Origin of the sequence: Mesorhizobium sp. M0563 (genome assembly GCF_040321065.1) — a bacterium.
Classification (GTDB): domain Bacteria; phylum Pseudomonadota; class Alphaproteobacteria; order Rhizobiales; family Rhizobiaceae; genus Mesorhizobium.
The window spans coordinates 1-12,282 of record NZ_JAMYQV010000022.1 but is presented as its reverse complement, the minus strand read 5'-3'; the positions used below and the strand labels follow the sequence as shown (position 1 = coordinate 12,282).

Here is a 12,282-nt window from a genome sequence, read left to right as displayed (position 1 = left end):
TATCAGAAAGCCGATATCGGTTTTTCCGATACATCACCGGCCGATCTTCTCGGGCCGTTGGCGCACCATGCGCTGCGACTGGGCAAGTCCGATGAAGTCGCGCGCCGCCTGCGGCAGGCCGGAGCCGCGCCGCCAGACCATGCCGACTTGGACGACCGGCAACGATCCCGAAATATCGCGCGATTCGATGCGGTCGCCTTCCAGCGACCATGGCCGGTAGACGAGGTCCGGCAGCAGCGCCACGCCGGCGCCGGTGGCGACGAGACTGCGCACCGCTTCGACCGAGCGGGTGCGGAATGCGACGTGCGGTTTGGCGCCGATCGCCGTCAGCAGCTTTCCGGTATTCTCCTCGATCTCGTCGACGGTCAGCATGATCAGCGGTTCCGAGGCGATATCGCCGATGCCGATGATGTCGGCACCGGCCAACGGATGGCCGAGCGGCAGCCACAGCCGGTAGGCCGAGACTTCGAGGATTTCGGACTGCAGCGCGGTGCGGTCGCGCAGGTTCGAGGTGACCATGACCGCAATGTCGAGCTTGCCGCCGATCAACAGGTGCTCGAGATAGTCGCCATTGTCCTCGATCGCCGAGACCTCGACACCCGGATAGGCGCGGCGGTAGCGGGCAAGAAGATCGGACAGCACATAGCCGGCGACCAGCGAGGTGACGCCAAGTTGCAGCCGCCCGCTTGCCGCGATCTGTTCGCCGAAGAAGGCGCGGCGCGCATCGGAAACGTCGGCAAGGATCTTCCTCGCATGGCGCAGGAACTGGTGGCCCTTGTGGGTGATGTTCAGCCCGCGCGGGTGGCGCTCGAACAGCTCGACGCCGAGATCGTGCTCCAGCTCCTTGATCGCCTCGGTGACCGAGGATTGCGAGATCGACAGATTCTGGGCGGCGCCCGACACCGTGCCTTGCTCGGCGACGGCGATGAAGAACTGCAATTGGCGGATGGTGAAAGCCATGGCCGGACTAAACACGGCAGAGGCGGCGCTGGGAAGTGGGTGCTGGTGCCGTTCTCCCGATAGAGCTCAGTCCTCGCTTCCGCCATCCGCAATGCTGAGCCGCGCGCCGGCCTGGGCAAGGGCGGCGGCGATGTCATGCGGCGGCAGACGGTCGGTCGCGAGTTCGGAAAAGCCGTCGAAGCCGCAGACCTGAACCAGACCCTGCCGGCCGAATTTGCTGTGGTCGGTGACGACAAGCGAACGCTGGCCGCGCGACAGCACCATGCGGGCGAACTCAGCCTCTTCGAGGTCATAGTCCATGACACCCGTGATGGCATCGACCGCGCCGGTCGAAATCACCGCGTGGCTGACGGAGAAGCGGCTGACGAATTCGATGGCTGAGACGCCGAAAGCAGCACCGGAATCGCTGCGCAGCTCGCCGCCGGCCATATAGACCTTGTTGCCGTTGACGGTGGCCAGCGTGCGGGCGATGTCGGAGGAATTGGTGACGACCGTCAGCCGCCGGTGGCCGAGCAGCTCGCGGGCCAGGAAGCTCGTGGTCGTGCCGGTGTCGAGCATGATCGACTCGCCGTCGCGGATGGTGGCAGCGACCATGCGGGCAATTGCCCGCTTGGCATCGGCGTTCTCACGCATGCGCCGCTCGAACGGCGCTTCGCCGGCAATCGACGGCAGGCCGACGGCGCCATGCATCTTGAGGATGGAACCATCGCTGGTCAGTGGCTTGACATCGCGGCGTACCGTCTCCAGCGAGACGCCCAGCCGGTCAGCCAGGCTGGCAATGGTGACGGTGCCTTCCTCCTTGAGGAGGCGCAGGATTTCGCCATGCCGCTTCGAGTGGCCCATCGGTTCCAACCGGTCGAATTGTTGCACCATTGACCGTTTCTACAGCATAAATGCCACTTACTCCAAGATATTTCGCAAAATTCGGGCAAAAAAGCAGAAAACACCACAATTTCGCGTTGACAACGTCTCCAGCCTGGCGCGACATTATCGCTGTGACAGGCTCGGAACGGAGGCCGACGGCTGAGCCGCACGAAAAATTGCTTGCCTGAACGCCTGGGAAATCCTCGGGTGCGAGGGAACCGAAAATTAGGATCCGCGGGGGCGGATGCCGGCGTCGAAGAACCCGGCACAAAGGGGCTCGTCGGTGCGGTGCGGGATACCGATCCCGAGATCTGCACCGACGAGATCTTCGCGTTGCCTCCATTCCTCCGTCCGATTGTCATCGCTGGCCAGCCATGACATGCGTGGAAAATTGACCCAATGTTGGACGAGATCGTGACTGTCGAAGACCGCATCCGCGCGCTGCCTTGCTGGACCGGCAGCATCGACATTGCGCCGCTGCCGGGCGGGTTGAGCAATGCCAATTACCTGGTCAAGGACGCGGCCGGGCGGCACGTCGTGCGCATCGGGCAGGACTATCCGTTCCACCATGTCTTTCGCGAGCGCGAGATGATGACCGCGCGGGCAGCACACGCGGCAGGCTTCGCTCCGGCCGTCCGCTACACCGGACCCGGCGTCATGGTGACGGAGTATCTCGGCGCCAAGGCCTATGTCGCGCAAGACGTGCGCGCCGATCTCGGCCGCGTCGCCGCGTTGCTGCGCGGTTTCCACCGGGAGATGCCCGGTCATGTCTCCGGCGCCGGCTTCATGTTCTGGGTATTCCACGTCATTCGCGACTATGCGCGCACGCTGGAGGAAGGCGGCAGCCGCAAGCTGGGCGAATTGCCACGCCTGCTGACGCTGGCGGACGAGCTCGAGCGCGCGCAAAAACTGCTGCCGATCGTCTTCGGCCACAACGATCTTCTGCCGGCTAACATAATCGATGACGGTCACAGGCTATGGCTCATCGATTTCGAATATGCCGGCTTCAACACCGCGATGTTCGACCTTGCCGGCGCGGCTTCCAATGCCGGCATGAGCGACGAGGAATCCTTCGCCTTCCTGACCGCCTACTTCATGAAGGAGCCGGACGAAGCGATACGGCGCTCGCACGCCGCCATGCAATGCGCGTCGCTGCTGCGCGAGGCGATGTGGGGCATGGTTTCCGAGCTCTACCTCGATGCGCCCGGCGTCGACTACGCCGCCTACGCCGACGAAAACCTGGCGCGGCTCGAAGCCGCCCTGGAAAACTACAGGACAAAATACGGGATGCGGCCATGACCTTGCCCGCCCAGGCCGGCATCGTCGTCATCGGCGGTGGCATCATCGGCTGTTCGACGGCCTATCATCTGGCGCGCGACCACAAGGCCGAAATCGTGCTGCTCGAACAGGGCAAGCTGACCTCGGGCTCGACCTGGCATGCTGCCGGGCTGGTCGGCCAGCTGCGCTCGTCGGCGTCGATCACGCGGGTGCTCAAATATTCGGTCGATCTATACAAAGGGCTGCAAGCCGAAACCGGCCTTGCCACCGGCTGGAAGATGACCGGCTGCCTGCGGCTTGCCACCAATGCCGACCGCTGGACTGAGTATAAGCGGCTGGCAACGACGGCAAAGAGCTTCGGCATGGACATGCATCTGCTGTCGCCGACCGAGGTCAAGGAAATGTGGCCGCTGCTGGAAACCGGCGACCTCGTCGGCGCTTCCTGGCTGCCGAGCGACGGTCAGGCAAGCCCTTCCGACATCACCCAGTCGCTGGCCAAAGGCGCGCGCATGCACGGCGCAAAATTGTTCGAGGAGGTGCGGGTCACCGGCTTCGAAATGAGAGACGGCCGCATCACCGCGGTGAAGACCAGCAAGGGCGATATCGCCTGCGACAAGGTGGTGAACTGCGCCGGGCAATGGGCGCGGCAGGTGGGTGCGCTCGCCGGCATAAACGTGCCGCTGCAGCCGGTGAAGCACCAGTACATCATCACCGGGAGGATCGACGGCTTGGCGACCGATGCGCCGACGATTCGCGACCCCGATCGCCGCACCTATTTCAAGGAGGAGGTCGGCGGGTTGGTGATGGGCGGCTACGAGCCGAACCCGCAGGCCTGGACGACCGGTCTGCCCGGCGGCGATGTGCCGGACGATTGGGAGTTCCGGCTGTTCGACGATGATTACGATCATTTCGAGCAGCATATGAGCCAGGCGATCGAGCGTGTCCCGGCGCTCACCAATGTCGGCGTCAAGCAGATGATCAACGGTCCGGAGAGCTTTACGCCGGACGGCAATTTCATCCTCGGTGTGGCGCCGGAATGCCCCAATATGTTCGTCGGCGCCGGCTTCAACGCCTTCGGCATTGCATCCGGCGGCGGCGCCGGCTGGGTGCTGGCGCAATGGGTGGTCGACGGCGAGGCGCCGCTCGATCTGTGGGTGGTCGACATCCGCCGCTTTTCCGATCTGCACCGCGACCGGCAATGGGTCCGAGACCGCACGCTGGAAGCCTACGGCAAGCACTACACGATCGGCTTCCCGCACGAGGAATATGTCAGCGGCCGGCCACGCATCGTTTCGCCTTTATACGAACGGCTGCAAAAACATCGCGCCGTGTTCGGCTCGAAACTTGGCTGGGAGCGGCCGAACTGGTTCGCGCCGGAAGGCATCGAGCCGAAGGACCTCTATTCGATGGGCCGGCAGAACTGGTTTTCACCCGTCGGCGACGAGCACCGCCACGTGCGCGAAAAGATCGGCATTTTCGACCAGTCGTCTTTCGCCAAATACGAAATGACCGGTGCCGACGCGCTGAAGGCGCTGGACTGGATCTGCGCCAACGACGTTGCCAAGCCGGTCGGCCGGCTGACCTACACGCAGCTCCTCAACACGCGCGGCGGTATCGAGGCCGATTTGACCGTGGCGAGGCTCGATGAGGAGAAATTCTACATCGTCACCGGCACCGGTTTCCGCACGCATGATTTCTCCTGGATTGCCGATCATATCGGCAGCGAGTTCGACGTGACGCTGACCGACGTCACCGAGGAGTTCGGCACATTGTCGCTGATGGGGCCGCGCGCCCGCGACGTGCTGTCAGCGGTGACCGATGCCGACGTCTCGAACGCCGCCTTTCCGTTCGGCCATGTTCGCGAGATCGCCATTGCCGGCCACGTCATTCGGGCACTGCGCGTCACCTATGTCGGCGAGCTCGGCTGGGAGCTGCATGCGCCGATCGCGGCGACGGGCGAGGTTTTCGACGCGCTGATGACGGCGGGCGCTGTCCACAACATTCGCCCGGTCGGCTATCGGGCGCTAGAATCGCTGCGGCTGGAAAAAGGTTACCGCGCCTGGGGCGCCGATATCACGCCCAACGACACGCCGCAGGAGGCCGGCCTCGGCTGGGCGGTGAAGCTCAGGAAGAACACCGATTTCCTCGGCCGGCGGGCGCTTGAAAAGCTCGACGGCGCGGCGCTCAGGAAACGTTTTGCCGGCTTCACAGTCGATGATCCGGATATCGTGCTGCTCGGGCGTGAGACCATCCTGCGCAATGGCGAGGCCGTCGGTTATCTCACCAGCGGCGGCTATGGCTACACCGTCGGCAAGAACATCGGCTACGGCTATGTGCGCAATGCCGATGGCGTCGGCGATGATTTCCTCACCTCCGGCGATTACGAGCTGGTGGTGGCGATGGAACGGACGCCGGCTAAAATCCACCTCGAGCCGCTTTACGATCCGGCGGGAGCAAAGGTGAAGGCCTAGAGCCTTCCGGTTTCAGCCTCAGTTCACGATGAGCACCAGCCCCCGGCTGGGCACCGTATCGGCCTCGCCTGGCATCGAGACATAGGGCGGCGTCTCCTCGGCGCGGGTGACGGTGCCTTGCGCCTCGAGCTCGGCGATCCGCGCGGCAAAACCCGCATCCCACAGCGTGTTCTTCACCGTCAGCACGATCACCCCGCCCGGCCGGCAGATGCGGATCAGCTCGTCCAGACCCTCGGCCCCGACATGGCCGGACGTGAAGACGCCGGCTGAGATGATCCCGGCATAGGCATCGTCCACGAAAGGCAGCGGCGCGCCAAGCGCCAGGCAATGAAGGGCCGAATAGACGCCTTTGCGCGCGGCTTGCGCCAGCATGCCTTCCGAAATGTCGAGCGCCTCGACCTGCGGATAACCGGTGATGGCAAGCCATTCGCCGATGAGCCCGGTGCCTGCGCCAGCATCGAGGAGAGGAGCGGCGCCGCGCGGCAGATGGCGGGCCAGCAAGGCAAGGCAGATGGTCGGATGGCGATAGCCGGCCGCCGACATGTCGGCGTCATAGGTGCCGGCCCAGCTGTCGTAGAGCGCCGCGACGTCTTCCGGTCGCTTCGCCGCATAGGCTGCGGCGAGCGCGCTCTGCTGTTTGCTGTCCGTCATCGCTTTCCGTCGCCTGGTATCGATCTGCGACGCGATCATAGCCAAACGGCGAAAACTGTGGAACCGTCGTCGCGACAATAAAGACTGGAAAAGGAGCGAAAGCCATGGCGGACGACCAGGCACGCGCCGCACTTGCGGCCATTCCGATGCTGGCCGGTTATGACGGCCCGCTGGAACGGCTCGGCGGCCTGACCAACCTCGTCTTCAGGGGTAAGGATTTCTGCCTGCGTATCCCCGGCAAGGGTACCGAGGAATACATCAACCGCGCCAACGAGGCAGTGGCGGCGCGGGAAGCGGCGAAGGCCGGCGTCAGCCCGGAAGTGCTGCATGTCGATGCCGAGACCGGCGTGCTGGTGACCCGCTTCATCGCCAGCGCCGAGACGATGTCGCCGGAAAAATTCAAGACCCGACCGGGCAGCCCGGCACGCGCCGGCAAGGCCTTTCGCAAACTGCACACATCCGGCGCGGTGTTCCCCTTCCGCTTTGAACTGTTTGCGATGATCGATGATTATCTGAAAGTGCTGTCGACCAAGGACGTCGCCCTGCCTGCCGGCTACCACGATGGGGTCCGCGAAGCGGAAACCGTGCGCTCGGCACTTGCGGCTCATCCTCTGCCAATCGTCGCCTGCCACTGCGATCCGCTCTGCGAAAACTTTCTCGATACGGGCGACAGGATGTGGATCGTCGACTGGGAATATTCCGGGATGAACGATCCGCTCTGGGATCTCGGCGACCTCAGCGTCGAAGGGCAATTCGACGCCGCGCAGGACGAGGAGATGATGCTGGCCTATTTCGGCGGCGAGCCGAGACCGGCGGAGCGCGCCCGCATCGTCATCTACAAGGCGATGTGCGACCTGTTGTGGACGCTGTGGGGCTTGATCCAGCTTGCCAACGGCAATCCGGTCGACGATTTCCGCGCCTACGCCGACGGCCGCTTCGCGCGCTGCAAGGCACTGATGGAGACGCCGGAATTTTCACGGCATCTCGCGGCGGTGCGCCAGGGTTAGTTCACACCCTTCGGCACGTTTTCGGGCGGCACCGTGTCGACCACCTTCTGGCGGTGGAAGATGAACAGGCCGGCCAGCACGACAATGGCCGAGCCGACCAGGATGCGTGGCCCAGGCACATCGCCGAAGAAGGCCGAGCCGAAGACCACTGCCCACAACAGCAGGCTGTAATGCAGCGGCGCCAAGGTCGAGGCAGGCGCAAGCTTCAATGCCCTAGTGATCATCAGATGCGCGCCGCAGGAGACAATGCCGAGAAGCAGCATGGCGCCGAAATCGAGCGAGGACGGCGTCTTCCAACTGCCGATGGTCAACGCAGCGCCGACCAGCAGCGTGCCGATGGTTTGCCAGGTGACCAGCGAGGTGTCGCTGGTGCCGCGCAGTCGCCGGTTGAGGATGATGGCGAAGGCAAAGGAAATGCTGCCGGCGAGCGCGAACATCGACGACAGCGAGAACGCGGCCGAAGACGGCTTCAGCATGATCAGCACGCCGCAGAAACCGACCAGGATAGCCGCCCAGCGGCGCCAGCCGACCCTTTCGCCAAGCAAGAAGTGCGACAGCGCCGCGACATAGATCGGCCCGGCCATGTAGAAGCTCATCACGTCGGCGAGCGGCAGATAGACGACCGCCGCGTAGAACAGCGCCGTGTCGAGCGTCGTCATCACCACGCGCAGCAGCTGCAGCTCCGGCCGCTCCATGCGAAACAGCTTGGCCGCACCCTGATGTGCAATCATCGGCCCGAGTATGAAAAAGGCGCCGATCGAGCGGATCAGCACGACCTGGCCGACGGAAAAACTGGCGACCAGCCACTTGCCCATCGCGTCGTTCAAGGCAAACAGGAAATCGCCGGCGAGCATCAGCAGGATGCCGGCCAGCAGCACGTTCCTGATCGTCGAGTTCTGGGCTGCGGGCTGCGCCATTCCGTTACCGGTTCCTCGCCGTGGCTACGGTGACCCGCGTCGTAGTCGCTAGCAGCGGCCGTGACGAGGCGAAAATCGAGAATTCGGTAAGACCAGCGCCGGAAATCGGCTGGTCTAAGCGTGGCGCCGATTCACGGTGCCCGGCCTTCCGGCGATCGAAAGCCGCGTGTCCTGCCGGCTCCGCTCGGCCACCACCTTGCCTTTGGCAATGACGCAGAGCCGCTCGGGGCGCAGGCGCAGCGCCTCGAGCGGGTTGCCGGCATCGAGAACGACCAGGCTGGCGCGCTTGCCGACGGCCAGGCCAAGGTGGTCGAGACCCATGATGGCGGCATTGACGTTGGTGACCATGTCGAAACAGCGCGCCATCTCGGCTGGGCTCGACATCTGCGCGACATGCAGGCCCATGAAGGCGACGTCGAGCATGTCTGCGGTGCCCAGCGAATACCAGGGGTCGAGCACGCAATCCTGGCCCAAGCCGACGCGGATCCCGTGCGCCAGCATTTCCTTGACCCGCGTCAAGCCGCGGCGCTTGGGAAAGGTGTCGTGGCGGCCCTGCAGCATGATGTTGATCAGCGGATTGGGGATCGCCGAAACGCCGGCCTCGGCGATCAGCGGCAACAGCTTCGAGACGTAGTAATTATCCATCGAATGCATCGAGGTGAGGTGCGAGCCGGCCACTCTGCCCTGCAATCCAAGCCGCTGCGTCTCATAGGCAAGCTGCTCGACGTGGCGCGACAGCGGATCGTCGGTCTCGTCGCAATGCAGGTCGACCATCAGGCCGCGCTCGGCCGCGATCTCGCAGAGCTCGGTGACGGAGCGCGTACCGTCGGCCATGGTGCGCTCGAAATGCGGGATGCCGCCGACGACATCGACGCCCATGTCGAGCGCGCGGGTGGTGTTGTCGCGCGCCGTCGGCGAGCGGTAAAACCCGTCCTGCGGGAAGGCGACCAATTGCAGGTCGATATACGGCGCAACCGTCTTCTTCACGTCGAGCAGCGCTTCCACCGCCAGCAGGCGATCGTCGCAGACATCGACATGGGTGCGGATGGCGAGCAGGCCCATCGACACCGCCCAGTCGCAATAGGCAAGCGCACGGTCGCGCACCGCCTCGTGGGTCAGAAGCGGCTTCAGCTCGCCCCACAGAGAAATGCCTTCGAGCAAGGTGCCCGAGACATTGATGCGGGGAATGCCGAGCGAAAGCGTGGCGTCCATATGGAAATGCGGATCGACGAAAGGCGGCGAGACCAGATTGCCATGGGCATCGATCGCCGTGCCGGCGCTGATGTTGAGCTCAGGCTCGATCGCCGCGATCGTCTCGCCGACGATGCCGATATCGGCGATCCTGCCGTCGGGCAGCGTCCCGCCGCGCACCACAAGGTCGAAATCCATTTATCGCCACCTCGTTGAAGAATGATGCCTATTCCGGCACGTACCGCACCGCACCCTTGGCAGCACTGGTTGCCATCGCCGCATAGGCGCGCAAGGCCATCGTCACCTTGCGCTTGCGCTTTTCCTCGGGCTTCCAGGCAGCCGTTCCCTTCGCCTCCATCGCCGCGCGACGGGCGATGAGTTCCGCGTCGTCGACAGCCAGCCGGATGGTGCGGTTGGGGATGTCGATCTCGATCGTGTCGCCTTCCCTGACCAGCCCGATCAGCCCGCCTTCCGCCGCTTCCGGCGAGACGTGGCCGATCGACAGGCCGGAGGTGCCGCCGGAAAAGCGCCCGTCGGTGATCAGTGCGCAGGCTTTGCCGAGACCCTTCGATTTAAGATAGCTGGTCGGATAGAGCATTTCCTGCATGCCGGGGCCGCCGCGCGGCCCTTCATAGCGGATGACGACGACATCGCCGGCCTTGACCTCGTTCGACAGGATCGCCTTGACGCTGGCGTCCTGGCTTTCGAACACCCTTGCCGGACCGGTGAATTTCAGGATCGATTCATCGACGCCGGCAGTCTTCACGATGCAGCCGTCGAATGCGAGATTGCCTTTCAGCACGGCGAGGCCACCATCCCTTGAGAAAGGATGTTCGGCCGAGCGGATGACACCTTTCTCGCGGTCGAGATCGAGATCATCCCAGCGGCGGTCCTGGCTGAACGCGACTTGCGTCGGCACGCCGCCGGGTGCCGCCAGGAAGAAATCGCGGACATTCTGGCTGGTGGTGCGCGAGATATCCCAGTGGTCGAGCGCTTCGCCGAGGCTCGCGGTGTGCACCGTCGGCAGGTCGCGGTTGATCAGCCCGGCGCTATCCAGCTGGCCGAGGATCGCCATGATGCCGCCGGCGCGGTGGACATCCTCCATGTGGACGTCGGCCTTGGCCGGAGCCACCTTGCAAAGCACCGGTACCCGCCGCGACAGCCGGTCGATGTCCTCCATGGTGAAGTCGACCTCGCCCTCATGAGCTGCGGCAAGGATGTGCAGCACGGTGTTGGTCGAACCGCCCATGGCGATGTCGAGCGTCATGGCGTTCTCGAAGGCGCCCTTCGAGGCGATGCTGCGCGGCAGCGCGGTGTCGTCGTCCTGCTCGTAATAGCGCTGGGCGAGATCCACGATCAGATGGCCGGCCTCGACGAACAGGCGCTTGCGGTCGGCGTGCGTCGCCAACGTCGAGCCGTTGCCGGGTAGCGAGAGGCCGAGCGCCTCGGTCAGGCAGTTCATCGAATTGGCGGTGAACATGCCCGAGCACGAGCCGCAGGTCGGGCAGGCCGAGCGCTCGATGATCTTGACGTCCTCGTCGGAGATCTTGTCGTCGGCGGCGGCGACCATGGCGTCGACTAGGTCGAGCGCCTGGCTCTTGCCGGCGAGCACCACCTTGCCGGCCTCCATCGGTCCGCCGGAGACGAAGACAGTCGGGATGTTGAGGCGCAGCGACGCCATCAGCATGCCCGGCGTGATCTTGTCGCAATTCGAGATGCAGACCATGGCGTCTGCGCAATGCGCGTTGACCATGTATTCGACGGAATCGGCGATCAATTCGCGCGACGGCAGCGAATACAGCATGCCGTCATGGCCCATGGCGATGCCGTCGTCGACGGCGATGGTGTTGAATTCTTTGGCGACGCCGCCGGCCTTCTCGATCTCGCGGGCAACCAGCTGGCCGAGGTCCTTGAGATGGACGTGGCCCGGCACGAACTGGGTGAAGGAATTGACCACGGCGATGATCGGCTTGCCGAAATCCGAATCCTTCATCCCGGTGGCGCGCCACAGGCCGCGGGCGCCGGCCATGTTGCGGCCATGGGTGGTGGTGCGGGAACGGTAGGCGGGCATTGAACTGTCCTTGCTGTCTGCGTCGCACCCAAAGGTGCGGAAAACCGGAATTGAGCCGCAGGCCTTATAGACGCCACGCTCTGGTCTGGCCACAATTTTGCGCTGCGCCAGGTAGCGGAACGAACGGCCAGCCAAAGACGCAGCCGGTCCAGACCGCAAAAAAGTCAGAGGTGCTGTCGGATCGTGTTTTACTCGAGCGTCCTTGGGCAGACGGCAGGAGCGGGGCATCAATCACCAGCCGGCCGTTTCGAAAGCAAACAAACCAGCCCGAGGAGCAAGAGAATGCAAAAGATCACCACCTGCCTGTGGTTCGACGACCAGGCCGAGGAGGCCATGAACCACTACGTTTCCATCTTCAAGAATTCGAAGGTGCTGAGCGTGATGCGCTGGCCCAAGGGCAGCGGCGATCGTGAGGGCAAGGTGCTGATGGTCTCATTCGAGCTCGACGGCGTTCCGTTCCAGGCCCTCAACGGCGGCCCGCAATTCAAGTTCACCGAGGCGGTCTCGCTCTCCATCGACTGCAAGACGCAGGAAGAGGTCGACTATTTCTGGGACAGGCTCATCGCGGGCGGTGGCGAGCCCAGCCAGTGCAGCTGGCTGAAGGACAAATTCGGCCTCTCCTGGCAGGTCGTTCCCGAGCAGCTGCCCAAACTGCTGTTGGACCCCGACAGGGAAAAGGCCGGCCGCGTGATGCAGGCGATGATGCAGATGACCAAGATCGACGTCGCCAAGATCGAAGAGGCGGCCAAGGCGTGAACGAACGCGATCTTCCCTTCTCCCCCTGTAAGGCAGGGCTATCGCATATGAGTGATGGCATTGATGAGATAGTCGTCGTTCCAGGCGCATTTCTTGATGCGATGGCTGATGGGAAC

The 12,282-nt window shown here is 64.0% G+C and carries 10 protein-coding genes; 4 read left to right on the top strand and 6 right to left on the bottom strand.

From position 1 onward, the window contains the following. Window positions 1–33: 33 nt before the first annotated feature. The gene (locus tag NKI50_RS24235) at window positions 34–960 is read right to left on the bottom strand and encodes a LysR family transcriptional regulator (protein WP_023717947.1); all 927 of its coding nucleotides are present in this window, start codon (window positions 958–960) and stop codon (window positions 34–36) included. 66 nt (window positions 961–1,026) lie between these two features. Further along, the gene (locus tag NKI50_RS24230) at window positions 1,027–1,803 is read right to left on the bottom strand and encodes a DeoR/GlpR family DNA-binding transcription regulator (protein WP_352484001.1); all 777 of its coding nucleotides are present in this window, start codon (window positions 1,801–1,803) and stop codon (window positions 1,027–1,029) included. Between the two features lie 435 nt (window positions 1,804–2,238). On the opposite strand from NKI50_RS24230, the gene NKI50_RS24225 reads away from it, so the two are divergent. After that, entirely contained in the window at window positions 2,239–3,123 is an 885-nt protein-coding gene (locus NKI50_RS24225) for a phosphotransferase family protein (RefSeq protein ID WP_023717944.1), read from the top strand. Then, window positions 3,120–5,573 carry a GcvT family protein gene (locus tag NKI50_RS24220; RefSeq protein ID WP_352483992.1) on the top strand — a complete coding sequence of 818 codons (2,454 nt, stop codon included), beginning with the start codon at window positions 3,120–3,122 and terminating at the stop codon, window positions 5,571–5,573. The genes NKI50_RS24225 and NKI50_RS24220 overlap by 4 nt, the downstream gene beginning before the upstream one ends. A gap of 18 nt (window positions 5,574–5,591) precedes the next feature. Here NKI50_RS24220 and NKI50_RS24215 read toward each other — a convergent pair whose 3' ends face one another. Beyond that, window positions 5,592–6,224: a class I SAM-dependent DNA methyltransferase gene (locus NKI50_RS24215; RefSeq protein WP_023717942.1), complete on the bottom strand. Its 633-nt coding sequence runs from the start codon at window positions 6,222–6,224 to the stop codon at window positions 5,592–5,594. Between the two features lie 104 nt (window positions 6,225–6,328). Between NKI50_RS24215 and NKI50_RS24210 the strand changes: the two genes are divergently transcribed. Continuing rightward, window positions 6,329–7,231 carry a phosphotransferase gene (locus NKI50_RS24210; RefSeq protein ID WP_352483993.1) on the top strand — a complete coding sequence of 301 codons (903 nt, stop codon included), beginning with the start codon at window positions 6,329–6,331 and terminating at the stop codon, window positions 7,229–7,231. Here the strand turns inward: NKI50_RS24210 and NKI50_RS24205 are convergent. The 3 genes from NKI50_RS24205 to ilvD form a co-directional block, all read right to left on the bottom strand. Further along, window positions 7,228–8,148, bottom strand: a complete 921-nt coding sequence (locus NKI50_RS24205; protein WP_352483994.1) for a DMT family transporter — start codon at window positions 8,146–8,148, stop codon at window positions 7,228–7,230. The genes NKI50_RS24210 and NKI50_RS24205 overlap by 4 nt on opposite strands. Window positions 8,149–8,262: 114 nt before the next feature. Further along, window positions 8,263–9,537 carry an amidohydrolase family protein gene (locus NKI50_RS24200; protein ID WP_352717808.1) on the bottom strand — a complete coding sequence of 425 codons (1,275 nt, stop codon included), beginning with the start codon at window positions 9,535–9,537 and terminating at the stop codon, window positions 8,263–8,265. Window positions 9,538–9,565: 28 nt separating this feature from the next. After that, entirely contained in the window at window positions 9,566–11,410 is a 1,845-nt protein-coding gene (gene ilvD, locus NKI50_RS24195) for a dihydroxy-acid dehydratase (RefSeq protein WP_352548904.1), read from the bottom strand. Between the two features lie 282 nt (window positions 11,411–11,692). On the opposite strand from ilvD, the gene NKI50_RS24190 reads away from it, so the two are divergent. After that, window positions 11,693–12,166 carry a VOC family protein gene (locus NKI50_RS24190; RefSeq protein ID WP_023717939.1) on the top strand — a complete coding sequence of 158 codons (474 nt, stop codon included), beginning with the start codon at window positions 11,693–11,695 and terminating at the stop codon, window positions 12,164–12,166. Window positions 12,167–12,282 lie beyond the last annotated feature (116 nt).

Coding starts and splice junctions, on each gene's coding strand:
- NKI50_RS24215 (WP_023717942.1), bottom strand. CDS start 6,224: ATGACGGACAGCAAACAGCAGAGCGCGCTCGCCGCAGCCTATGCGGCG.
- NKI50_RS24235 (WP_023717947.1), bottom strand. CDS start 960: ATGGCTTTCACCATCCGCCAATTGCAGTTCTTCATCGCCGTCGCCGAG.
- ilvD (WP_352548904.1), bottom strand. CDS start 11,410: ATGCCCGCCTACCGTTCCCGCACCACCACCCATGGCCGCAACATGGCC.
- NKI50_RS24190 (WP_023717939.1), top strand. CDS start 11,693: ATGCAAAAGATCACCACCTGCCTGTGGTTCGACGACCAGGCCGAGGAG.
- NKI50_RS24210 (WP_352483993.1), top strand. CDS start 6,329: ATGGCGGACGACCAGGCACGCGCCGCACTTGCGGCCATTCCGATGCTG.
- NKI50_RS24205 (WP_352483994.1), bottom strand. CDS start 8,148: ATGGCGCAGCCCGCAGCCCAGAACTCGACGATCAGGAACGTGCTGCTG.
- NKI50_RS24200 (WP_352717808.1), bottom strand. CDS start 9,537: ATGGATTTCGACCTTGTGGTGCGCGGCGGGACGCTGCCCGACGGCAGG.
- NKI50_RS24220 (WP_352483992.1), top strand. CDS start 3,120: ATGACCTTGCCCGCCCAGGCCGGCATCGTCGTCATCGGCGGTGGCATC.
- NKI50_RS24230 (WP_352484001.1), bottom strand. CDS start 1,803: ATGGGCCACTCGAAGCGGCATGGCGAAATCCTGCGCCTCCTCAAGGAG.